The 22,319-nt window shown below is 63.3% G+C and carries 23 protein-coding genes and 1 tRNA gene; 11 read left to right on the forward strand and 13 right to left on the reverse strand.

Features of this window, described 5'->3' with window-relative positions:
* Nucleotides 1-59 precede the first annotated feature (59 nt).
* On the reverse strand, nucleotides 60-659 hold the full coding sequence (locus AB7535_RS00350) for a TetR/AcrR family transcriptional regulator (RefSeq protein ID WP_063985470.1): 600 nt from the start codon (nucleotides 657-659) through the stop codon (nucleotides 60-62).
* Between the two features lie 171 nt (nucleotides 660-830).
* On the opposite strand from AB7535_RS00350, the gene AB7535_RS00355 reads away from it, so the two are divergent.
* Nucleotides 831-1,208, forward strand: coding sequence for a tautomerase family protein (locus tag AB7535_RS00355; RefSeq protein ID WP_085400479.1), 378 nt, complete (start codon nucleotides 831-833; stop codon nucleotides 1,206-1,208).
* A 34-nt stretch (nucleotides 1,209-1,242) separates the two neighbouring features.
* Here the strand turns inward: AB7535_RS00355 and AB7535_RS00360 are convergent, their stop codons facing one another.
* Together AB7535_RS00360 and AB7535_RS00365 are read right to left on the reverse strand one after the other, a co-directional pair.
* The gene (locus tag AB7535_RS00360; protein WP_085400477.1) at nucleotides 1,243-2,172 is read right to left on the reverse strand and encodes a CobW family GTP-binding protein; all 930 of its coding nucleotides are present in this window, start codon (nucleotides 2,170-2,172) and stop codon (nucleotides 1,243-1,245) included.
* 4 nt (nucleotides 2,173-2,176) lie between these two features.
* Nucleotides 2,177-3,667, reverse strand: coding sequence for an amidohydrolase family protein (locus AB7535_RS00365; protein ID WP_244623205.1), 1,491 nt, complete (start codon nucleotides 3,665-3,667; stop codon nucleotides 2,177-2,179).
* Between the two features lie 323 nt (nucleotides 3,668-3,990).
* Here AB7535_RS00365 and AB7535_RS00370 point away from each other — a divergent pair, with 323 nt between their 5' ends.
* Complete coding sequence (locus tag AB7535_RS00370; RefSeq protein WP_439037208.1) at nucleotides 3,991-4,947, forward strand: tetratricopeptide repeat protein; 957 nt, start codon at nucleotides 3,991-3,993, stop codon at nucleotides 4,945-4,947.
* 80 nt (nucleotides 4,948-5,027) lie between these two features.
* Here AB7535_RS00370 and AB7535_RS00375 read toward each other — a convergent pair whose 3' ends face one another.
* From AB7535_RS00375 to AB7535_RS00390, 4 genes are all read right to left on the reverse strand, one after another.
* Nucleotides 5,028-5,561: a 2'-5' RNA ligase family protein gene (locus AB7535_RS00375; RefSeq protein ID WP_354114250.1), complete on the reverse strand. Its 534-nt coding sequence runs from the start codon at nucleotides 5,559-5,561 to the stop codon at nucleotides 5,028-5,030.
* A gap of 62 nt (nucleotides 5,562-5,623) precedes the next feature.
* A tRNA-Glu gene (locus AB7535_RS00380) sits at nucleotides 5,624-5,698 on the reverse strand.
* Nucleotides 5,699-5,839: 141 nt separating this feature from the next.
* Nucleotides 5,840-6,430: a DUF2846 domain-containing protein gene (locus tag AB7535_RS00385; RefSeq protein WP_085400470.1), complete on the reverse strand. Its 591-nt coding sequence runs from the start codon at nucleotides 6,428-6,430 to the stop codon at nucleotides 5,840-5,842.
* A gap of 98 nt (nucleotides 6,431-6,528) precedes the next feature.
* A complete protein-coding gene (locus AB7535_RS00390) occupies nucleotides 6,529-6,873 on the reverse strand; it encodes a hypothetical protein (RefSeq protein ID WP_063985478.1) in 345 nt (114 codons plus the stop codon).
* Between AB7535_RS00390 and AB7535_RS00395 the strand changes: the two genes are divergently transcribed.
* The 4 genes from AB7535_RS00395 (at nucleotide 6,872) to AB7535_RS00410 (ending at nucleotide 10,408) form a co-directional block, all read left to right on the forward strand.
* Complete coding sequence (locus AB7535_RS00395) at nucleotides 6,872-7,879, forward strand: RluA family pseudouridine synthase (protein WP_063985479.1); 1,008 nt, start codon at nucleotides 6,872-6,874, stop codon at nucleotides 7,877-7,879. The two genes, AB7535_RS00390 and AB7535_RS00395, sit on opposite strands and share 2 nt — an antisense overlap.
* Before the next feature lie 216 nt (nucleotides 7,880-8,095).
* A complete protein-coding gene (gene rpoH / locus AB7535_RS00400) occupies nucleotides 8,096-8,995 on the forward strand; it encodes an RNA polymerase sigma factor RpoH (RefSeq protein WP_014492123.1) in 900 nt (299 codons plus the stop codon).
* Between the two features lie 389 nt (nucleotides 8,996-9,384).
* On the forward strand, nucleotides 9,385-9,726 hold the full coding sequence (locus tag AB7535_RS00405) for a hypothetical protein (RefSeq protein WP_063985480.1): 342 nt from the start codon (nucleotides 9,385-9,387) through the stop codon (nucleotides 9,724-9,726).
* A gap of 334 nt (nucleotides 9,727-10,060) precedes the next feature.
* Nucleotides 10,061-10,408, forward strand: coding sequence for a hypothetical protein (locus AB7535_RS00410; RefSeq protein WP_245344046.1), 348 nt, complete (start codon nucleotides 10,061-10,063; stop codon nucleotides 10,406-10,408).
* Between the two features lie 111 nt (nucleotides 10,409-10,519).
* Here AB7535_RS00410 and AB7535_RS00415 read toward each other — a convergent pair whose 3' ends face one another.
* The 4 genes from AB7535_RS00415 to AB7535_RS00430 form a co-directional block, all read right to left on the reverse strand.
* Complete coding sequence (locus tag AB7535_RS00415) at nucleotides 10,520-11,146, reverse strand: peptidoglycan recognition protein family protein (protein WP_085400466.1); 627 nt, start codon at nucleotides 11,144-11,146, stop codon at nucleotides 10,520-10,522.
* Between the two features lie 34 nt (nucleotides 11,147-11,180).
* Nucleotides 11,181-12,392 carry a GGDEF domain-containing protein gene (locus AB7535_RS00420; RefSeq protein ID WP_085400465.1) on the reverse strand — a complete coding sequence of 404 codons (1,212 nt, stop codon included), beginning with the start codon at nucleotides 12,390-12,392 and terminating at the stop codon, nucleotides 11,181-11,183.
* Nucleotides 12,393-13,036: 644 nt separating this feature from the next.
* Complete coding sequence (locus tag AB7535_RS00425) at nucleotides 13,037-13,648, reverse strand: LysE family translocator (RefSeq protein WP_085400463.1); 612 nt, start codon at nucleotides 13,646-13,648, stop codon at nucleotides 13,037-13,039.
* 55 nt (nucleotides 13,649-13,703) lie between these two features.
* Nucleotides 13,704-14,078 carry a response regulator gene (locus AB7535_RS00430; RefSeq protein WP_085400461.1) on the reverse strand — a complete coding sequence of 125 codons (375 nt, stop codon included), beginning with the start codon at nucleotides 14,076-14,078 and terminating at the stop codon, nucleotides 13,704-13,706.
* A gap of 120 nt (nucleotides 14,079-14,198) precedes the next feature.
* Between AB7535_RS00430 and AB7535_RS00435 the strand changes: the two genes are divergently transcribed.
* Nucleotides 14,199-15,035: an SDR family NAD(P)-dependent oxidoreductase gene (locus tag AB7535_RS00435; protein WP_085400459.1), complete on the forward strand. Its 837-nt coding sequence runs from the start codon at nucleotides 14,199-14,201 to the stop codon at nucleotides 15,033-15,035.
* 187 nt (nucleotides 15,036-15,222) lie between these two features.
* On the opposite strand, the gene AB7535_RS00440 is transcribed toward AB7535_RS00435, so the two are convergent.
* Complete coding sequence (locus AB7535_RS00440; RefSeq protein WP_085400458.1) at nucleotides 15,223-16,035, reverse strand: lytic murein transglycosylase; 813 nt, start codon at nucleotides 16,033-16,035, stop codon at nucleotides 15,223-15,225.
* A 188-nt stretch (nucleotides 16,036-16,223) separates the two neighbouring features.
* Here AB7535_RS00440 and AB7535_RS00445 point away from each other — a divergent pair, with 188 nt between their 5' ends.
* From AB7535_RS00445 to AB7535_RS00460, 4 genes are all read left to right on the forward strand, one after another.
* On the forward strand, nucleotides 16,224-17,096 hold the full coding sequence (locus tag AB7535_RS00445; protein WP_144030688.1) for a hypothetical protein: 873 nt from the start codon (nucleotides 16,224-16,226) through the stop codon (nucleotides 17,094-17,096).
* Nucleotides 17,093-17,533, forward strand: a complete 441-nt coding sequence (locus tag AB7535_RS00450; protein WP_135215188.1) for a hypothetical protein — start codon at nucleotides 17,093-17,095, stop codon at nucleotides 17,531-17,533. Before AB7535_RS00445 ends, AB7535_RS00450 begins: the two co-directional genes overlap by 4 nt.
* A 343-nt stretch (nucleotides 17,534-17,876) precedes the next feature.
* A complete protein-coding gene (locus AB7535_RS00455) occupies nucleotides 17,877-18,809 on the forward strand; it encodes an OmpA family protein (protein WP_434057393.1) in 933 nt (310 codons plus the stop codon).
* Between the two features lie 634 nt (nucleotides 18,810-19,443).
* Entirely contained in the window at nucleotides 19,444-19,680 is a 237-nt protein-coding gene (locus AB7535_RS00460) for a hypothetical protein (protein WP_028150700.1), read from the forward strand.
* Nucleotides 19,681-19,789: 109 nt separating this feature from the next.
* On the opposite strand, the gene rpoD is transcribed toward AB7535_RS00460, so the two are convergent.
* Nucleotides 19,790-21,949, reverse strand: a complete 2,160-nt coding sequence (gene rpoD / locus AB7535_RS00465) for an RNA polymerase sigma factor RpoD (RefSeq protein ID WP_038942760.1) — start codon at nucleotides 21,947-21,949, stop codon at nucleotides 19,790-19,792.
* Between the last annotated feature and the right edge of the window lie 370 nt (nucleotides 21,950-22,319).

Genomic DNA, 22,319 nt, shown 5'->3' on the forward strand with positions numbered 1-22,319 from the left:
AAAACCTCCAGACGGCCCCAGGGATCACCACCGCTGGGGTCGTCGTTTTGCGGCCTGGCCTAACCGCCCTTCTTGCCAAGCACGAGATCGATGGTGTGAGCCGCGATCTTGCGCAGCTGCGGCTCGTCGCCGAAGGCACGTTCGAGCACGCCAAGGCCGCGCGTCACCGTGATGATATGCAGCGCTGCGGCCGCGGGATTGCCATTGAACTCGCCGCGCTCTGCGCCTGCCGCCAACGTCTCTTGAACCAGCATGGTGATGCGCGAGATGAGGCCCGCAAAGGCCTGACGCGCGTCTTCATCCAAGCCCTCCCCTTCGGCCGCGCCGAGCTCCATCAATCCGCGCGTGGTCGGACATCCCCGCGGCGGCGAGCCCGAGCGGAAGTTGGTGATGGTCAGGTCGAAGAACGCGGTAAGGCGTTTTCGCAGTGAGCCCGCGCCGAGCGCCTTTTGCAGGGCGAGGAGATAATCGCCCGCATAACGCTCATAGGCCTGGAGGAACAGCGCCTCCTTGCTGCCGAAGGCATTGTAGAGGCTGCCGCGCTGAACACCGGCATCGCGCGCGATGTCCGACAGCGACGTGCCGCGCACGCCCTTGCGCCAGAACTGGTCGAACGCGATACGCAGGACGTCGTCGTGGTCGAATTCGCGCGGCCTCAAATCCTGCTCCTCGGTACGGCAAAAATATTTGACACGATGTCAATAACGTGTTTTCTCGACATCGTGTCAAAAACTAATTGGGATTGATAGCCCGTTCCGTCAATGGGCCCAACGGCCGGCGCTTGCGTGCGCCCTGGCCGATCGGGCTCGCATGCCAAAAGGGACCCGCCCATGCCTCTCCTTCACATCTCGATGCGCGCCGGCAAACCGGAAGCCTATCGGCAGGCGATCCTCGATGGTTTGTACCGCGCCATGCGCGAGGCACTGAACGTGCCCGAGGGCGACGAGTTCATGACCATCAGCGAGCATGACGCCTCGAACTTCCGCTGCGGCAATGCCTATGGCGTCAAACGCAGCGACGACGCCGTGCTGATCCAGATCACCGTGTTCGCTTCGCGCACGGCGGAGCAGAAGATGGTGCTGTACCGGCGGATCGCAGACCTACTCGGCGAAAACCCGGGCATCCGGCCGGAGGACGTGTTCGTCAACGTGCTCGATGCCCCCGCGGAGAACTGGTCCGTCGGAAACGGCATCGCGCAATTCGCGTGAAGTGAGGGGCGTGCTTCTGGCGTGATCGCTTGCTTCACCCACCCGCAACGCACGCCGCCATGATCCCGTCGAGCTCGGCCTTCGAGAGCACACCGAGCTCGGTGATGAAGACGATCCGCGATCGCGGCACGCCTTCCGCCGGTGCACCGCCCGTCGCGAGCGTCGCGCGGCCGGCGGCGAACTGAAACACCATCTGGCGCCCGGGTTGCTCGACGGTCTCGAACAGGCCTTTTGCGCGCGCAAGCTTTGGCGCCAGGCGGCCGATCGCCGGCTGCAGGCGCTGCAGCGACAGCGGCTGATCCGAGGTCCAGCTCAGCGTCTCGAAGCGCTCCTCGGACGGCCGTCGTGGTCCAGGGTCGCGCGGCGCGGGCGCGCGATCAACAGCCGCGGGGAACAACAGCGCGGACGGAATCTCGCCGTGCCTGGCATCGACCACCACGGCGGGGACACGCTGCGCGCGGATGGCTTCGCGCATGCGGGCGCCTGCGCTCTCGTCCGCCAGATCGAGCTTGCTCAGCGCCACGATATCGGCGGCGCGCAGCTGCGACCGCATCAGCGCATCATCCAGGGCCGCAGGTAGCGTCGCCGCATCCATCACGCAGAGCACCGTTTCCAGCGGCGCCTCGCGCAGGATCACGGGGTCCATCAGGTTGCGGACGATGTCGGCGGGATCGGCGACGCCGCTGGTCTCGATGACGATATATTCGGGCTTCGGATCGCGCCGAAGCAGCGTCGAGAGCGTGCGCAGGAGATCGCCTTCGAGCGAGCAGCAGATGCAGCCATTGGCGAGGCTGACCACGCCGTCGCTCGCGCCCGCGATCAACTCCGCGTCGATGTTGATCGCGCCGAAATCGTTGACGATTGCCGCGATACGCCGTCCCTCCGCGTTCGCCAGCAGATGGTTGACGACCGTGGTCTTGCCCGCCCCCAGAAAGCCCGTCACCAGGAGAATGGGGACCGGCATGGGATCAGCCCTCGACGACGGGGCGACGCACGGGGCGGCCGGGCCGCGCCGCCACGTCCAGCACGCCATCGCTGATCAGCGGCTGGCCGCTGACGATCAGATGCCGCACGCCGTCCGAGGGGCGGTTCATCGCCGTGAAGGTCGCGCGGTCCGAGAGCTTCTCGTAGTCGAACACGACGATGTCGGCATCGGCGTCCTTGGCAAGGCGGCCCTTGGCCCGCATCGCGGGCGTGCTTTGCGAAAGGATCTCTGCGGGGATCAGCGCGCATTTGCGCACGCCTTCGAGCAGCGACACGGCCTTGCGCTCGCGCACCCATTCGCGGATGAACTTCGTGAAGCAGCCGGCCGAGCGCGGATGCGAGGTGGCGTCATCCGGCAGCGGCCAGGCATCGCCGGTGTAGGTCTTGCCGTCCGACGTCGTCCACGGCATCGCATCGGACGCGATCGCGCCGCCGGGATACAGCACCGACATATCGAGCAGATCGCGATGATGCGCATTGTTGTCGGTATCGAGGATGTGCCAGAGCACCAGCGAGGACGGCTCTTCGGCTTGCGCCTTCAGCAGCTCCTCGCGATCGCGGAAGCGGTGACCGTCGGTCACGCGCTGCACTGAATCGTAACCGGTGCCGTTGCGCTCGACGAACTGGGGATCACTGAAGAAGGCCGCGGCCAGCACGGTCGAGCCGGTACCGTAGGGATAGGCTTCGACCGTGATGGGCAAGCCCTGCGCCTGCGCCTTTTCGACCAGCACGCGGCAGCGTTCGATATCCGTCTTGCTCGACGAGTTGAAATGGCAGATGTGCATGTGCGCGCCGGTGGCGCCGGCATAGCCGATCAGGCGGATATAGGCTTCCGCGGCGCTTTCGGGGTCGACGCGCGACATGTAGGCGACGTGGGTGAAGGTCGGCACGTCCTGCCTGGCCGCGAGCTGGCAGACCGCGGTCAGCTCCTGCACGCCGGCGCCCGGCGCATAGGCGTTCAGGATGCCGATGCCGATGCCGCCCTCGTTCAGGCCGCGCGAAAGACGCTCGAGGATGCCGGCGACCTCCGCATCGCTGGCGACGTTGTCCATCCAGCGGCGATCGCGCATGGCGTTGCCGAACGCTTCCAGCGAGCTCTCCGCATTCGAGCCGGTCATCGCGCCGATGCGCGCAAAGGCCCAGTTGGTGGCGGCGCCGTAGTTCAGCACGCGTCCCTTCCGCGCCTGGCGCTCATACCAGGAGGCGACCGGCAGCACGCCGGCCTCGAGATCAAGCGTCGTCGTCACGCCGTCGAACGCCTGCATGCGGTCGGCCGGGATCGACTGGCCATGCGCGTGCAGGTCGATGAAGCCCGGCGCGACCACGAGCCCCGTCGCGTCGATCACCCGCTCGGCGCCGCCGAGGCCCGTGCCGACGCCGGCGATCTTGCCGTCCATCACCGCTACATCACCGATGGCGTCCATTCCGCTCGCGGGATCCACCACCCGGCCGCCAGAGATCACCAAACCGCTCATGTCGTCACTCCGCATGCTATTGCCAGAACCTCCGAAAGCCCTGCAGAAGCTCCGGAGGCGCGGAGCGCATAGTGCAGATTTTGGGGAGAACGACTACCGGCACTGATGCCGATGCTGCATGCGCTCGCGACCTCGCGGCGTGCCTTGCCCGAAGGGCAACGGCCCAACAAACCTCCGGTAGAATGATGGAAAAGATCTCTATAAGGTTGTCGTCGCGGCAGGTCGCGTTGCCTGCGTCGGGATCATCGGCCAAGTGTGTCGTGCAAGGGAGCGAAATGTCTGCAATGTCAAATCAGGGCCTGCGCATCAGCTGCAGGGCAGCTTTGATCATCTCCATCGTCGTCTCGGCGGCAAGCGCGTTTGCGGCCACCCCACAAGACCTGAACGATTGTCAGGACAGCACCGATGTCCCGCGCATGATGGCAGCGTGCAGCAGCCTCTCCCAGGACGCCAGACTACCTCCCGGTGCAAGATCCATGGCATTGCTCAAGCATGGCTTCGGAAATTTTGCACTCGGCAACATGGATGCGGCTGAAGCCGACTTCACCGAGGCGGTCAGGCTCAACCCGAAGAACAACTACGCTCATCACGAGCTGGGACTGACCTTGGCCAAAAAGGGCGACACCACACGCGCAATCGCTTCGCTCACCGAGGCCATCAATCTTGATCCCTCAGGTGCCGCAAGCCGGTTCATTCGCGGGCAGATTTATATGTCCGAGGACAGGCTGGACGAGGCGATCCGGGATTTCACCGATGCCATCAGGCTTGGACCCGACAAGAACACCACCTTTGCCAAAGACCAGGAGGTGAGTCGTCCGGAGGCCGATCGCGTCGCGACTGACTACTACGCGGCCCGGGGAGATGCGTACTATCGGAGAGGCGATTTCAGGGATGCCGCTTCGGACTACGACCGGGAGGCGCGGTTTTCCGATCCCGATGGCTACGGCGTGATTTGGGGATCGGTGGCGCGGATGCAGGGACGATCTGCCGATGCCGGCATCGCGCTGTCCGCTGCACTCGACAAGGGCCAGCTCAGGGATTGGCCGAGAACCGTCGGCGAATTGCTTGTCGGCCGGATCACGCCCGCCGCAGCCCTGGCTTCGGTCAGGAATTCAGATCAAACTTGCGAGGCACACTATTACGCTGGGATCGCTCAGCTCAAGAGCAAAGATACAGTGGCGGCCCGGAACGAGTTTGCAGCCGCGCGAGACGGATGCCCGACCTCGTTTCGAGAGTATCGTGCCGCCATTGCCGACCTGAAGCGATTGCAGGCGCAGTGATCGCGCCTTCGCCTGCAACATGTTTGCTAGCGACTTGGCGTCGAAGCTACCGACCTTGCCCGCCGTGGCCGTGCCATCGACTACGGGGGCAATCGCTGCTCAGCGATTACCTGAACCGGCGGAAAGGTAACGCAATCTGCCACGTCGAACAGCACTTCCATGCTTCGATCAAACGATCGCGCAAAAGCAATCGCGTCATCACGCCGCTCATCGGCGATGCGCAAGCCGAGCGTACAATGCGGCGTCCATGCCCCGGGCCGGTAATGAGGGCGGCAATGCGCCGGGTCGATTGCGGCGCTGACCGAGCTGTGGATGCGGGTTAGCGCCTCATTGGAGCTCGGCTCCGCCCAGAGAACGAGAGGCGAGCCTGCGAACCAACGAATCCGTTTGAACTCGATGCGAAATTGCGCTTCGCCAGCAACGGCCGCCAGCATGGCGGCCCATGCTATCTTTTCGTCGATCGCAAGCGAGTCGTAGATCGCAAATGTAAAATGTGGCCGATAGCCAAGGGCGCGCATCGAGGGCTCGACTTCGAACGCTACGACCTGATCCCACAGCCGCTCGATCTCACTTGCTGAATTGTTATCGGCTCGAACGTTGATCGCCAATGCCACAAGCGCTCACCCAGCGGGGGGAACAATCAAATCGAGATCAAGGGAAGGTAGCTTCAAGGCAATGGCGCTCCCTAGGGGAATCGAACCCCTGTTTCAGCCTTGAGAGGGCCGCGTCCTAACCGCTAGACGAAGGGAGCGTGAGGGACAGGACATAGCCGCGAATTTTGTCGGCGGCAAGCCTCGATCGGGGGCGAGAACCCCGGATATGCACGGTCAATGCGGCTTAGGCTTAATTGCGCGGCGGGCCGCCGCGCGCCCTACGAAACCGCCGGGAACACTCACGGCTGCTTCAGTTTCTCGATCGCCGCAGCGCCCGCGGCCGGCTCAAGGCGGAACAGGCCCGCGCCCGCAAAGGCGGATTTGAACGGCGATGAGGAGCGGATCTGCTGGCCGCTGCTGCCGGCGACGGCCTGGTTGAGCAGGTCCTGGCCGATGGCGCCTGTCCGCTGCGTCCCGACGCCGAAATAATACGTCTTGCCGGCCTCGACGGGGACCTCGACCTCATAGTCCGTCATCGACATCTTCATGTGGGAAGCGATCTTGTGGACGCCCGGCGGCCGGTCGACGAAGAAGAACGTCCCCATGTCGACCTTACCGACGGACTTGCCGTCGATCAGGATTTCCGACGAGGCCGCCATTCCGCCCATCGCGCCGAAAATGCCCTTCTCGCGCAAGAAATAGAGCCGTGCGTTCCGCGAGCCCGTTGGCTTGGCCTGCGCCGCGGGTTGTTTGGCCGGCGCGGCAAGTCCAGCCTGCCTGGCTGGCGCTGTGGGCTGCTTGGCCGGCTCTGCGAGCGCCGCAAATCCAGCGCATCCGTACGACCCGACAACGAGTGCAATTGCGACGACGCGCGACTTGATACGTCCCATTCCCAGTCCCAGCCCAACTTCCCAAGCCCGAGAGCTAAATCAGAAGTTGCGCGGCAAGACAAACTGGACCGGAGAACGATCAACAGCCGCGGCCAGCCCTACGGCTCATTGGCAAATTTCAGCTTTCCGGCCGGCTTCAGGGTGTGGGCGTCGAAAGTGCGGATCTCGATGACCCCGCCAACGTCCAGCGTGACCACGAGGCGGTCGCCGGCGACCCCGGTCGAGACGATCCTGGCGCCCTTGGGCAGGGCGGCGGTGACGTCGCCGGCCATTTCGGACGCCCTTCCCTCCGACTTGAAAAGGCGGTAGCCCACCGCGATCAGGACGGCGCAGATTGCCAGCGCCGTGGTCAACCCCGCGATCAGCATCATCCGCCGCACCCGCGCGAACAGCGCGGCCTGCTCGGGGCTCGGTTCGGGAACAGCGGTATCAGACGTCGTCATGGATAGCTCAGGCTCTGCGCAAAGGTTGGAAGTTGTCGTCGCCGGCGACGAGGGCTCGGCTCGGCTTGACCGCGTGCTGGCGGCGCACCTCACCGACCTGTCGCGATCGAGGCTGAAAGCCCTGATTTTGGCGGGCGCGGTGAGCCTCAAGGACGCCGCGATCCGCGACCCCGCTTATCACGTCACATCCGGCGATACGATCACAATCGACGTGCCGGAGGCGGCCCCGCCGGAGCCCAAGGGTGAGGATATCGCCCTCGATATCGTGTTCGAGGACGACGACATCGTCGTCCTCAACAAGCCGAAGGGCCTCGTCGTGCACCCCGCGGCCGGGCACGAGACCGGCACGCTGGTCAACGCGCTGATCGCCCATTGCGGCGGCTCGCTCTCCGGCATCGGCGGGGTACGCCGGCCCGGCATCGTGCACCGGCTCGACAAGGACACGACCGGGCTGATGGTAGTCGCCAAGAACGACCTCGCCCATGCCTCGCTCACCGCGCAATTCGCCGACCACGGCCGGACGGGCGCGATGCGCCGCGGCTACATGGCCTTCGCCTGGGGGCTGCCGGGACGCCACCGCGGCACCGTCGATGCGCCGATCGACCGCCACCCGTATGCGCGCGAGAAGATGGCGGTGCGCCAGGGCGGCCGCGAGGCGGTGACGCATTGGGAGCTTCTGGAGAGTTTTGCGGGGCGTGACGGCAAGCCGATCGCCTCCCTGCTCGCCTGCGAGCTCGAGACCGGACGCACCCACCAGATCCGCGTCCACCTCGCCCATATTGGCCATCCCCTGATGGGCGACGCCGTCTATGGCCCGCACTTCAAGACCAAGGCGAACCACCTCGGCCCGGAGTCGCAGGCGACTCTGGCCACGCTTGGACGGCAGGCCCTGCATGCCTATTTGCTGGTATTGGAGCACCCGAGAACCGGAGAATTACTCCACTGGGAAGCGCCTCTGCCGAAGGATTTGCTTCTCCTTCAGGGCGCTCTGAAAGCGGCGCTATGACGCAGGCCACCTTGGAAAAGCGTTACATTACAAAAAGTTATAGCTGCCACACGGGGACGTGACGTCAGCAATCCTTCCCTTTTTGACCCCCCTTGGGGTATATTGCGCTTGCGTTGGAAATGACCAACGGAACATCGCAGCTACGGCCGGCTTTAACACAGCGGTCGTCTGCCTGGCCCGCCGCTATCGGGGGCCTGAACCTTGGAGGGCTTCATCATGGCCCGTACCGCTGCTTTGCCGGTCCTCAATGGAGAATCCGGCCTTTCTCGCTACCTCGCCGAGATCCGCAAGTTCCCGATGCTGGAACCCCAGCAGGAATACATGCTCGCCAAGCGTTGGCGTGAGCATGACGATCGCGACGCGGCGCACCAACTCGTCACCAGCCATCTCCGCCTCGTGGCCAAGATCGCCATGGGCTATCGCGGCTACGGCCTGCCGATCTCCGAGGTCGTCTCGGAAGGCAATGTCGGCCTCATGCAAGCGGTGAAGCGTTTCGAACCCGAAAAGGGGTTCCGTCTCGCCACCTACGCGATGTGGTGGATCAAGGCGTCGATTCAAGAGTACATCCTGCGTTCCTGGTCGCTCGTGAAGATGGGCACCACCGCGAACCAGAAGAAGCTGTTCTTCAACCTGCGCAAGGCGAAGAGCAAGATCAACGCGCTGGACGAGGGCGATCTCCGCCCCGACCAGGTGAAGATCATTGCCAAGCGCCTCGGCGTCACCGATCAGGACGTGATCGACATGAACCGTCGCCTCGGTGGTGACGCGTCGCTCAACGCTCCGATCCGCGATGACGGCGAAGCCGGCGAATGGCAGGACTGGCTGGTCGACAACACGCCCAACCAGGAAGCCATGCTGGCCGAGCACGAGGAGTATGACGAACGCCGTGACGCGCTGAACGGCGCCATGGGCGTGCTCAACCCGCGCGAACGCCGCATCTTCGAGGCGCGCCGCCTCGCCGATGAGCCGATGACGCTGGAAGACCTTGCCGCCGAGTTCGGCGTGTCGCGCGAGCGCGTCCGCCAGATCGAAGTCCGCGCCTTCGAAAAGGTGCAGGCCGCGGTCAAGGGCACGATCGCACGGGCGGAACAGGCCGCGCTGGAAGCCGCGCATTAAGCGGGCTCTTCTCGCGGTAGATATTGGCGGATCGACAAGAGACAGAAAGCCGGCGGCAACGCCGGCTTTTTTGTTTGTGGCGATGCTCTGTTTGAGTGATCCGCCGTGCTTTCTCTGCGCGATGCGAAGCGCGCCGCACTCGCTGTCATGCCCCGGCTTGAACCGGTACCGGCAGCGAGATCTCGAACGCAGGCCCCTGGAATACTGGATCGCCCGGTTGAACCGGGCGATGACAGCGGTGGTTGTGGCGGAAGGTCCTGCCAAGTGAGACCGCCGTCACAGTCTCCTTCCCCTGGCCGACGTAGAACCGGGCTTGCCTTGAACCCGCGCGTCCGGTCGACCGACCCAGAATGATCGGGCCGGCGGCCTCAACTGAACGGACACCAACCGTGTCGATCATCCTGCAATCCACCGTCGGCGGCTTCTCCGCCCAGTTCATGCGCAAGCTGCCGCTGGTCGAGCAGGCGATGCGCGAGCACGGGCTCGATCCCGCAGAGTTCGTCATCTCCAAGGACTATGCCTCGACCGCGACGATCCCGCTCATGGGCCCGTTCTTCTATAATTACAGCGTGTTCTTCGGCGACGAACAATTCACCGTCACCGAGCCGAACGACATGGTGTTCCTGGACTACTTCTTCAAACGCGTGCTGGCGTCGGACGGCCCGCCGGAATTGCCACGGCGGCCGGGATTGATGCGACGGCTGTTCGGCTGGATGGCGCAGCCGGTTTAGCTCGTCATTCCGGAGCGCGTCATGAATGCTTCCCGCTCAATCGTCCTTGTCGATCACGCTTGCCGCAGGACGATTGCTGATGTATGTGCTGCCGCCCGGCGCGCTATCGCGCCTTTGTTGTTCAGCGCAACCAAGGGAGGCGGCATGAAAAGTAGATCGATACGTTCTGACCGCCGAACTCTTTGATCGGCAATCGGTCATAAGCTGAACGCCGCTTCGCGCGCTGTTCTCCATTCATTGCATCTGGCTGCGAGGGGCGCGACGCAACAAGGCGTCGCGCCGTGTCGTCATGCATTTGCGGTTCGTTACACCGCTCATCCACCCGCACAGTCGCGTGGAGAGCGGCTTCTTTCGTGCGTCCTGGTATGTCCAGCGAAACAACTGTCCGGACTGGATCCGGCATGAGCTCTCGGACCAGTTCAATTGGTTCGCGCAGCATCTGCCGCTTCCTGGACGCATCGCGCGTCACTTCAAGCGGCGCGATTCGATCTGGGGCATTTGCTGGTTCGATCCTCAAGCCCGCGAGGCTGTCAGCTGCGCGCGCTACTGCGCTTGGCTGCTCGAGGAGGGCGGCCTGCCGGTGCGCACGATTACAACCTCACGCCAGCGCGAAGTGATCTGGCGCGACGCGCACCAGATCGTCACGAAGCCTTCCGCCGATCTTCCCAAGGCATTCCCCTGAGCCCGGGAAGACCGGTGGACTTAGGATGGCGATGAGAGCCGATAGCGATCGCTCTCGATGGCCGTCCGGCACCGGAGGTTTCGGCCTTCGGTTGCCGGACGCGCCTGCTCGTCACTCCCCCCAAGTCCGCGCCAGCGTCGCGAGCCAACAGCCTTCGCAATAGCGGGCGTCCTTGTAGTCGATCCAGTTGTGCGCATAGACGTGGTCGAGCGGGATGCCGTAGCGCGCGCGCAGCACCTTCACGAGGATCTTCCATGCCGCGACCTGCGCCTCGGTCGGGCCTGTGGTGACATCCGGATAGTTGCCGGCGAACTCGACGCCGATCGAGTTGTCGCGCACGACCTGGCGATAGGTCGATCTGTTGTCGATGTACTTGTTGTCGTTACGGTTGGCGCCGTCGCCATGGGTCGGCACCAGGTTCTCGGCGACCGCCCAATAGACCGTGCCGTCGGTCTCGACCCACACGGTGACGCCGCGGCGCGTCGGGTTCTTCGACTGCTCCGCCGCGCCGCCGCGCGCCGAGCCTGTCGGCCCCTCGGTCTGGTGCACGATGATGTTGCGCCAGGGATGGGCGTCGCGGACATCGCCCCATGGCGCGAGCCAGACCATTTTCAGGCCGGGAATGTCAGGCGTGCCGGAGACGCGCGCGATCTTCGCGAGTTCGGCGTCCGTTGCGGCGGCTGGGGTGAGCAGAAGAAGGGCGGCGAGAAAAGTCGCGAGCAGGCGGAATATCATCATACGGGTCCAAGGCGGACCCAAATCCTAGCAGGCTTTATGCGAATTTGCGCGTGGCCTCGCCGAGCCCGGGCCGCTCAGGCGAGAGCGGCGGAGCCGGATCGTAGACGGCAAAGTCGTTCTTGCCGTTTTTCTTGGCGGCATAGAGGGCGTGGTCGGCATGGGCGATGAGGCGGTCCGGAAACTGGCCGATGCCGCGGTCCCATTCGGCAACGCCGATCGAGATCGCGATCGGGATGTCCCTGGTTGTACAGGCCGCGGCGTCCTGGCGGCAGACCTCGAGCACGCGGCGGGCGATCGCGGCAGCCTCGCGCAGGGACGAGGACGGCAGCACGACGCAGAACTCGTCGCCACCGGTGCGGGCCAGCATGTCGCCCGGCCGCAGCCGCGTTTGCGCCATCAGGGTGAAGTGCCGCAAGCAGGCATCGCCCGCGGCGTGACCATGGGAGTCATTGATGGCCTTGAAGCCGTCGAGATCGATCACCAGCAGCGAGAACGGCTCGCCGCTGCGCTCAGACCGGGCGCATTCCTCGGACAGGCGCTGCAACAAATGGCGCCGGTTGGCGACGCCCGTGAGATCGTCAAGCAGCGCGAGGTCGGCGACCTCGTTGCGCAGGCGATCCATCGCCATCAGCAGGAAGCCGAAATTGAGCGTCATCGACAGGAACAGGAGGCCCAGCACCATGACGCCATGAGCCTGACCGCCGGCGCGCGCCGAGAAATCGTGGCCGAGCAGATTGCCCAGCGTGCGAACCGCAAAGATCCCGATGATGGTGAGGATGACGATGCCGGACAGCCGCGCACCCGGGCTGACGCGGCCTTCCGGCGGCGCCAGGAGCAGACGCAGCGCCAGCACCAGCGGCAAGGCCTGGCCGAGCGTGTAGCTGAGCATGCGCAGCTGCATGTGCTCGAAGCCGACCATGAAGAACACGACGCCGGCGAGGCTTAGCACCCCCGTTGCGGCCATGACGCGCCATGAGACCGGCCGGTCATAGAAGCGCTGAATGCCCATGGCGGCGAGGCAGCTCGCCGCGATGATACCGGCAGCGCCGACAAGAAGCGGCAGGGGAGAGGCGACGAACAGGCGGACCAGGGCTGTCATCGCGCCGGCGGCGCCGACGAACGACGATGCCATCCAGAATCGCGCCGCTGCAAATTTCGGATAGGAGCGCGTCACGTAGGCCCAGATCAGGCCAAGCGCCAGGAAGTTGACGACGAAGACCGTCCAGAGTGTCGGTACGTTCAGCATGGCGCGTGCGGCACGCGCAGCGTCGCCCCCCCCGTCTCTGGCAGCCGTTCGTCCATGACCCTTCCCCGCGTTCTTGCGGGGAAGAATGCGCGGATTGCACTTAACGGAACCTCACTGCGATCTGCGAAAGCTCGCCCTTGGTTTTGGATTCATGAACAGTGCGCCGCGATTATCGGATCGTTAGGCATGTCGCGGCCTCCCTGCGCGGCCACGCCGATGCGCATTGCGATGCGGATTCGCGGGCAAAAATCACCCGAAAATGCATCTGAGCTGTGGATAACGTAATGACACAGATGTGACAGCACGGGGCAGCCGCCCGCGAATCTGCTGAGTTTGTGGTCGAGGATGTTGCGAGGCTGGCCCTCCGCCGAGCATCCCTCGTGTCGCGTTTAACCATGAACCCTTGAGAGGATACTATGGCTAAGAAAGCGAAGAAGGCGAAGAAGGCGACGAAGAAAAAGGCCAAGAAGGCCGCGAAGAAGAAGTAGCCAGCATGTTCTTTGCCCGGGTGGAGCCTCGCTCCGCCCGGGCGTCGGGTAAAAGGTCGAGAGAGTTTGGAGATGGCGGGCGCAAGGCCCGCTTTTTTTATTGGCCGCACTCAGCTGCGGCGTCTCCCCGCAAGCGGGGAGAGGTGAAGGCGAAGCCTACCGCTCCGCAAACGCAAGCTTGGCGCCGAGCGCGGCGAAGCCGGTGGCGAAGCTGCGGCGCAGCCAGGCCATGACACGTGGGCGGGAGATGACGCGCTCGCGTACCGACGCCGCACAGAGGCCGTAGAGGACGAACACCGCAAAGGTCATCGCCATGAAGGCGCCGCTCAATTCCAGCATCCGCGCCAGCACATGGGCTTCGTCCACCGCGATGAACTGCGGCAGGAAGGCCAGGAAGAAGATCGACAGTTTCGGATTGAGGATGTTGATCAGGAAGCCAGTGACGATGACGCGGCGGCTCGACCGCTCCCTGATCTCGCCATCGACCGCCAGCGCCCCGGTCTCACGCAGCGCCTGCCAGGACATGTAGAGCAGATAGGCGACGCCGCCCCATTTCAGCGCGGCAAAGGCAAGCGCGCTGGTATGCAGCACCGCGGCAAGCCCGAGCATCGCAGCTATCATGTGCGGCACGATCCCGAGCGTGCAGCCGAAGGCGGCAGCGACGCTCGCGCGCGAGCCGCGTGTCAGCGCCGCAGCCAGGGTGTAAAGCACGCCGGTGCCGGGCGAGGCGACGACGATGAGCGAGGTGAGCAGGAAGGAAAAGGTCATGGGCAGACCCTATCACCGTGCCTCACGGCAAGAAAGCGAGCCCCCGCATCGACCATCAGGACGGCTGCGCGAGCTCGGCTTCGCGGAGCACGTCGAGCGGCGCCCATGGCTTGGCCCAGAATTTCGCGCCATCGGGCAAGGGCTGCGCCAAGGGGCGGCCGGAGGTGACGACGATGTCGAGCTTTGGATTGCGGTCCTTGGCGACGTGCGCGAGCTCGACCCCGGTCATGTGCCCCGCAAGCTGAACGTCCGTCAGCATCAGACAGAGCGCGCCGGCGCTTCTGTCGAGCACCCGTTGGGCAGCCTCGGCGCTATCGCACTGGATGACCTGGTAGCCGCTCTCCTCCAGCAGAAGACTGAGCATCTCCCGTTGCATGACGTCGTCTTCGACGATCAGCGCCGTCGCGCGAAATGGTTCTGCCTGTCCCATGGGGCCGCTCCAGTGCTTGCTTGCGTAACCTATGTTAAGGAGCCAGTTCGCCGGTGGTTCAGTTCCATCATGAAAAATGTAGATCATAGTTCCACACGACCGGCTTGACGGGGGGACATCATGACTGCCATTCGCGGTGCCGCCGCAATCACGGGAGCGGCGAGCGGCATCGGGCGCGCGCTGGCAATCGAGCTCGGCAATCGCGGCTGCGATCTCGCGCTCGCCGATCGCGACGAGGCCGGATTGAAGACGCTCGCCGCCGAGATCGGTGCCGCACGCAAGGTCAGCGTGCATCGCGTCGACGTCAGCGAGCCCGGCGACATCGCAGAGTTCGCGCGTGATGCGATCGCGGCACATCCCGCGCTCGGCATCGTCATCAACAATGCCGGCGTGGCGCTGATGGGGACGTTCGAGGAGATCGACCAGGCGCAGATGGAGTGGCTGTTCGACATCAATTTCTGGGGCGTGGTGCACGGCACGCGCGCTTTCCTGCCGCATCTGAAGACGCTGGCAGAGGCGCACATCGTCAACGTCTCCTCGATCTTCGGCATCATCGCGCCGCCGGGACAGTCGGCCTATGCCGCCGCCAAGTTCGCGGTGCGCGGCTTTTCCGAGAGCGTGCGGCACGAGCTTGCGGTCGCGGGCAGCCCCGTAAAACTGTCGGTGGTGCATCCCGGTGGCGTCGCCACTGCCATCGCGCGCAATTCGCGCACCGGGGTCGGCGTCACCGACAATGCGCGCCGCGCGCAATCGATCGAGCGGTTCGAGAACGCGGCAAAGACCACGCCGAAAGACGCCGCGCTGCGCATCATCAAGGGCATCGAGAACAACCAGCCCCGCATCCTGATCGGCAACGACGCCCGCTTCATGGACATTTTGCAGCGCTTCCGCCCGGGCACCTATTGGGCGCCGTTGCAGCGCAAGCTGGAGAAGATGGCGAAGGGGACGGCGAAGTAGGCGTGACGCGACGGCATCGCCGCTGCGTGCTCCGCTGTCGCCACACCACCGCTGTCATGCCCCGGCTTGACCGGGGCATCCAGTACGCCGCGGCTTCTCGGTTCTAGCCGCGCCTCCTCTGGAATACTGGATCGCCCGCCCCAGTGCGCAAGTGCGCACAAGGCGGGCGATGACACCGAGTATGTGGTCACTGCCCCGCCAGCCGGTCCGCAAAATAGCCGATCGTCTTGCGGTAGATCACCGCCCTGTTCCACTCCCGCATCGCCTCGAAATTGGCGGTGCCTTCGCCGTAGGGCTGGCCCATCTTGAAGCCGCTGGTGTGAAGCAGGTTCGCGGTCGAGGCGAGTACGTCGGGCACGCTGTGGCGCAGGTCGACGTGGCCGTCGCCGTCGAAATCGACGCCGTATTTGATGTAGGACGACGGCAGGAACTGGGTCTGGCCGATCTCGCCGGCATAGGCGCCAATGAGGTCGCGCAGCGGCAGGTCGCCGCGCTGCACGATCTTGAGCGCGGCGAGCAGCTCGCCCTGGAACAGCTCGGTGCGGCGGCAATCATGCGCGAGCGTGGCGAGCGTGCGGATCACCGGCAGCTTGCCGATGTCGCCTTTGCCGAAATCGCTCTCCAGCCCCCAGATCGCGACCAGGATATAGCGGGGCACGCCGAACTGCCGCTCGATGCGCGAGAGCAGCGCCGCGTGACGCTGCAACAGTGCCTTGCCGCCATTGATGCGGCCGGGGCCGACGCGGGTCGAGACATACTGCTCGAAGCTCTTGTTGAAGGTGTAGCGCTGGCGCCGGTCGAAGGCGAGCACGGCGCCGTCCTGGGCGATGCCGCTGAAGGCCGCGCTGGTCACGCTCGCCGAGACGCCGGCTCCTTGCGCTTCCGAGCTCATGCTGGCGACGAAGCTGTTGAAGTCGCCGCCGCAGCGCGCGGCCTGCGCCGATCCGCCGGCCAGACAGAGGACAGACCCAAACAGACAGATTAGCCCAAACCGCCACATGCCCTAAGTGTCCTTTCAAATTTTCGCGCGAGCCTTAATCCTGCAGGAAATAGGATCGTCAAAGCCACATCTTTCCACGAGAATCTCAGAAGGCGTCGGCAGTTGATAGCAGAAATCGGTTGTCAGACCAGTGGAGCATTGCTTAGATTCTATTTTTGGTTGAACACAAGAACTCCGCGCGGACCGGCATGGCCAACATTTATTATCGGAGAAAGACGCTCACCCAGTTGTTGCGTCGGGAGCTACCAAATGAATTCCTAGTTGTACCCAATCCCGACCATCCTCTGTTACTTCGTGGCCCGGATCTCCTTGTTGCGGGAGAGAGAGCGACGACTGCCGTCTTTATGCCTCTAGCCGCGGAGCGAACAAACCAAGGTCTACTCAAAGCGCGCTTTATACTTAGTCGTCTGGCTTTACCTCCTTATGTTCGCTGCATACTAGTAGCTGAAGAAAAGGACTACTCGATTGCCAACTCTTTCGCGAACGATTTTGCAAATATTCTGGAATGGAACAATCGGGCAGGAATTTCCGAAATGATTACGGACGTGACTGCTTTTGGCCATCATAAGGATGTCCCGCCAGACATTTCTGGCGACGCCCAGATACGTTTCGCAAATGCAATGGCTGTGATGCGACTGAGTAGTCGACTGACAAACCGACCATTCAGCGCGGCATTTGACGAAAAAGTCTCAGAACTTAGGCGCCCGATCAGATCTGCGATAAGACACAGCAAGCGACGACCGCAGATAGATAGAAATTCCGCCTCGACGGAGCAGCAGGTCGACTTGTCAGAATTATCGGATGCCGACGTTGACTCATCGACGGTGAACGATCTCGTGTATGAACAAGCCAATTACTATTTTTCATTGGACGGCGGGATTCCATTCGCCGCGAGAGAACCATTAGGAATAGCGGTGATTGAAGATTGGCCGGCCAGACCTCGAGATTCAGAAAAGCTGATTCTTTCTGCCGCGTTTGGCGGATGGGCTTTTGTGCTTGCCGAGCTTCGCAGCGAACTTCCTCGGTTTGCGAAACGAATGCGCCAAGGACGAAGGTCATGAGTTCACTTCGCAGAGTAAATACCTTGCGCGCAATCGCAAAGAGTGCTCGCACCCGAATTGGTTCAAACATCTTCAATCATGTCGACCAAGAACTGCAGGAGCTTGCCGCAGTCGCGCGCATCAATCCGGAAAAACGCAAGAACCTCTTGCAATTACTGCACGCGATCAGATCACTTGAAACTGCCCTTAAGGAAGTTGTCCGAAGTCACGGAATTTCGCCTGGTCATTCGCTGGGCCCAATCTTCCGGCAACTCGAGAGCATCCCGTATGGACAACCTGGGTATTTGAATGCAGCCAATGCTCGCCGTTTTGGACAAAACGTCCGCGTCGCGCGAAACCGGTTCGCCCACGAGGCAAACGCTTTTCCAAGATCGGCTCGAGAAACTGAAAGTATACTTAGCGAGATCGAAGCTTGCTTCACGCTGGCCGTAAGGTGATTGCAGCCGCTTGCGCTTATCTCGAAGTGCCGCGCTAGTCCGCAAGAGTCGACCTCAGCTTGGCGCGGCGCAATCTTGCTGTCCCAGATGCGTCCGAAGGCTGTACCGCGAAATTCACTCTCGCCCCGTCGCGTTTGCCGATCCAACCGGCAGCCAGACGACGAAAGCGGTAGCCAGGGAGTATCTCGACATGCGAGAAACTCCTAAAAATGTGCGCAGCGGATGTGGATCATGCCCGGGAACCGGATTCGCGTCAAAGCGGCAGATCCTCACCAGAACCGATCGCATCTTGGGAGCGACAAATGAATTGCGCTCGCCCCGTCCCCAACCGATCGAGATGACCATGCCCATTCCGCACCGGATGCTCGCTGTCCTCGCCCTGCTCTCCTTCACCGCCACCGCCGCCGCCGCGCAGACCCGCGATGTCGCAGGCAGCCGCGACTATCCCGGCATCGGCCGCTTCACCGGCAGCGTCATCACCGGCTACGTGACGAAGGATTTTGACGCCGCACGGATGCAGGCGGCCGCCTTTAGGGACGGCCAGCCGGCCGATGCGCGGCGGCTCGAAGGCCGAATCTTCCGCATCGCCTATCGCACCAATCCCGGCCCCTCGATCCTGGAAGTGTCGCGCAATTTCGAGACGCAGCTTGCGAAAGCGGGCTTCGAGACCTTACTCGCCTGCGACACCGACGCCTGCGGCGCCATTCCCTTCACGGAAAGCATCGACACGCTGCCGGTCCCGCAGATGTGGGTCGACGGTTTCAACTACCGCTATTTTTCTGGCCGCAAGAGCGAGGGCGGACGCGAGACCTATGCCAGCGTCATCGTCAGCCAGAACAACCAGGACATCACCGCGCAGGTCACGGTCGCCGAGCTCGGCGCCATCGCGAACAAGATGGTCGATGCTGCCGCGATGGCGAAGGGCCTTGGCGAGACCGGCCACATCGCGCTCTACGGCATCTATTTCGATACCGACAAGGCGGTTCTGAAGCCGGAGAGCCGCCCGACGCTGGAGCAGATCGCAAAGCTGCTGACGAGTCAGCCGCAGCTCAACGTCTTCATCGTCGGCCACACCGACGGCCAGGGCGCTTACGAATACAATCTCGATCTCTCGAAGCGCCGCGCCGAAGCGGTCGCAGCCGAACTCGTGAAAAGCTTTCGGATCGCGCAGACGCGGCTGCGCACCGCCGGCGTCGGATTGCTGGCACCAGTCGGTTCCAACGCTACGGACGCCGGCCGCGCGCTCAACCGGCGCGTGGAGCTGGTAGCACCGTGACGGCCTCACTCATCTTCCCACCTGCACGCTGAGTATCTCTTGAATGGCGTTGTCGGTGGAGAAGTGGTTCGTCGTAGCGGAACTCGTCACGTGTACGCAGTGAGATGTGCAACCGTGGACATGGAACTCGTTCGCACAATGGAACACAACCTGTGCACGCGGACGGAAGACGTGCAGGCGAACGCGCTTTTTTACAAAGCACGCACCTCTCGTTGCGTTGCGAGAGCGGGAAATATGAACAAAGTGATTTGGCCATCCAAACAATTGCTTTGATGTGCATCGAAACCAGATGTCGCGACCGGCGCATATCTGACGCGCTCGATGCGACATCACAGCGTCAACGATTTGCCTTGCCACGTTATGGCGCAAGTTATAGTCTTCTAGTCTAGGTTGTCGCCCCGCCAGCCCCGGGCGACGCTGAAGACCAAAAATAAACGGCGGGCTTTGCGGCCCGCCGTTTATTGAGCGAGGGGTCGCATCGGATTTTACGAAGCGCCGGATGCATCCGAACATCCCGCAAACGGACTTCATCGATCGATTGCGCAGCCGATACCGCCGCGACAGGTCCGTGTGACCACCGGAAAACCGGCCAAAGTCATTTGACTATAGCGTCCTGATCGACGACAAGCCCGCCATGGCCAAAAAACCTGGAACCAATCCCAAGGGCGAGTTTGCCTTTTTCAACGTCTTCTACGAAGACGGCTCCCAACGCTCCAACCGGCGCGTGCCTGCGGAGCTGCTCGGAGGCCTGGACGGCGACGAGCCCGCGCGCGGCTTCATCATGGAGCAGGACCGCGAGATCGCTGAAAAGTCCGGCCGCCCGCCGCTGGCAATCAAGACCCTCGACCGGGTCGGCGCGAAGAAGAAGTAGGCTCCGCCCGACTTGCGAAGCGTCAGTACAAATAGAAAACGGCGGGCTTTCGGCCCGCCGTTTGCGTTTGGATGAATGCCCGGATCAGGCCCGGGCACGACGATCCGAATTAGTTATCCAGGAACGACCGCAGCTTCCTTGACCGCGACGGATGCTTCAGCTTGCGCAGCGCCTTCGCTTCGATCTGACGGATACGTTCGCGGGTCACCGAGAACTGCTGGCCGACTTCTTCCAGCGTGTGGTCGGTGTTCATGCCGATGCCGAAGCGCATGCGCAGCACGCGCTCTTCGCGCGGCGTCAGCGACGCCAGGACACGCGTCGTGGTCTCGCGCAGGTTCGACTGGATTGCGGCGTCGATCGGCAGGATCGCGTTCTTGTCCTCGATGAAATCGCCGAGATGTGAATCCTCTTCGTCACCGACCGGCGTCTCCAGCGACAGCGGCTCCTTGGCGATCTTGAGGACCTTGCGGACCTTCTCCAAGGGCATGCCGAGCTTCTCGGCGAGCTCTTCCGGGGTCGGCTCGCGGCCGATCTCGTTGAGCATCTGGCGCGAGGTACGCACGATCTTGTTGATCGTCTCGATCATGTGCACGGGGATGCGGATGGTGCGCGCCTGGTCGGCAATCGAGCGGGTGATCGCCTGCCGGATCCACCACGTGGCGTAGGTCGAGAACTTGTAGCCGCGGCGATACTCGAACTTGTCGACCGCCTTCATCAGGCCGATGTTGCCTTCCTGGATCAGGTCGAGGAACTGCAGGCCGCGGTTGGTATACTTCTTGGCGATCGAGATCACGAGACGGAGGTTGGCTTCCACCATCTCCTTCTTGGCCTGGCGGGCCTCGCGCTCGCCCTTCTGCACGGAGTGCACGATCTTGCGGAACTCGACGATCTCGAGGCCGGTGAGCGCGGCGAGCTGGTGCACCTCGTGACGGAGGTCCTTGATCCGGTCCTTCTCGATATGGACGAAGTTCTTCCAGCCCTTGGCTGAGAGCTTCGAGACGCGGTTGAGCCAGCGCGGGTCGAGCTCCGAGCCGGTGTAGTTGCGCAGGAAGTCCTCACGCGCGACGCCATGGCTGTCGGCAAGGCGCATCAGGCGGCCCTCGTGCGACACGAGGCGCTTGTTGATGTCGTAGAGCTGCTCGACCAGTGAGTCGATACGCGCCTGGTTCAGGCGCAGCGACTTCACCTCGACGATGATCTCGTCCTTCAGCTTGCGGTATTTGCGTTCCTGGTGCGGCGACAGCGAGGGCCCGTGCGAGGTGCTCTCGAGCTGGTTCTGGATGTCCTGCTCCTGAAGCTTGCGCAGCTTCTTGTAGCTGTCGGCGATCTTGTCGAAGATCTCGACGACCTTCGGCTTGAGCTCGGCCTCGATGGCCGCGAGCGACATCTGGTTCTCGAACTCGTCGTCCTCGTCCATGTCGGCTTCGGCGGCGGCTTCGCCCGGATCCTTCTCGCCTTCGCCGGCATTGCCGGGCGCAGGCGCGGCGCGGAACGGGGTCGGCGACGGCGGCGCGGCGGGCGGCGCGACATGCGCCGGCGCAGCTCCGTTCACGACAACGGCTTCGCCGCCTTCGGCGGACGCTTCGCCGTTCTCGCCGGTCGGACCGCCGATCATCGCGGTGTTCATGCCGCCCTTGGCGTCGGGCCCGGCATAGGTCGCTTCGAGATCGATGATGTCGCGAAGGAAGATCTTGCCTTCGTTGAGCTCGTCGCGCCAGATGATGATGGCCTGGAAGGTCAGCGGGCTTTCGCAGAGGCCTGCGATCATGGCCTCGCGGCCGGCCTCGATGCGCTTCGCAATCGCGATTTCGCCTTCGCGGGACAGGAGCTCGACCGTGCCCATCTCGCGCAGATACATGCGCACGGGGTCGTCGGTGCGCTCGCCCGGCTCGCTCTTCTTGACCTCGGTGACGGCCTTCTGGGTGACCTCGACGAGCTCGTTGTCGGTCTCGTCCTCGCCGCCCTCGTCCTTGTCCTCCTCGCCGTCGCTATCGTCGGCTTCGGTGACGTTGATGCCCATGTCCGAGAGCATGGACATGATGTCCTCGATCTGCTCGGGGGAGGTCTGGTCGGACGGCAAAACTTCGTTGAGCTGATCGAAGGTCACGAAGCCGCGCTTCTTGGCCTGCTTAATCATCTTCTTCACGGCCGCGTCGGACAGATCGAGCAACGGCGACGGCGCGTCCTGGGAGTCCTTCTCCGGCGCGTCCGCTGCCTTGTCGTCTTTCTCTTTGTCCTTCGCCTGCAGCGTCTTTGCCTTGGTGGCCATCCATTGCTCCTAAACGCGCTTCATGCAGAAGGCCGAACGGCCCGCCCGCCTGAATTCACTTGAACCTGTTGTTCGACGCTCTCGCTTCGTCAGATCGCGACACGGAAAGGGCGGCGCGGATATCTCTCGCCACCCCGACCTTCTCTCTCGCCGGATTTGCCTAACGCTTCGTGAGCCTCTTTGTCGCAGCGGATGCAGGTGTAGTGCCAACAGCGATTGCGCGGATTTATTCCTGACGCGTCTGTTCTGCCTGCGGCCGCCTGGTGGCCAAAGTGCTACAAGACCGTTAAGCCTCGATTAACCCTGTTTTTGCCGCCAAACCTTGGATTTGGCGAGTCTTTTAGCGGTTCCGGTCCCGGCCGTCCGCATG

The sequence above is a fragment of the Bradyrhizobium sp. 956_D2_N1_4 genome, from assembly GCF_052076025.1.
Classification (GTDB): Bacteria; Pseudomonadota; Alphaproteobacteria; order Rhizobiales; family Xanthobacteraceae; genus Bradyrhizobium; species Bradyrhizobium barranii.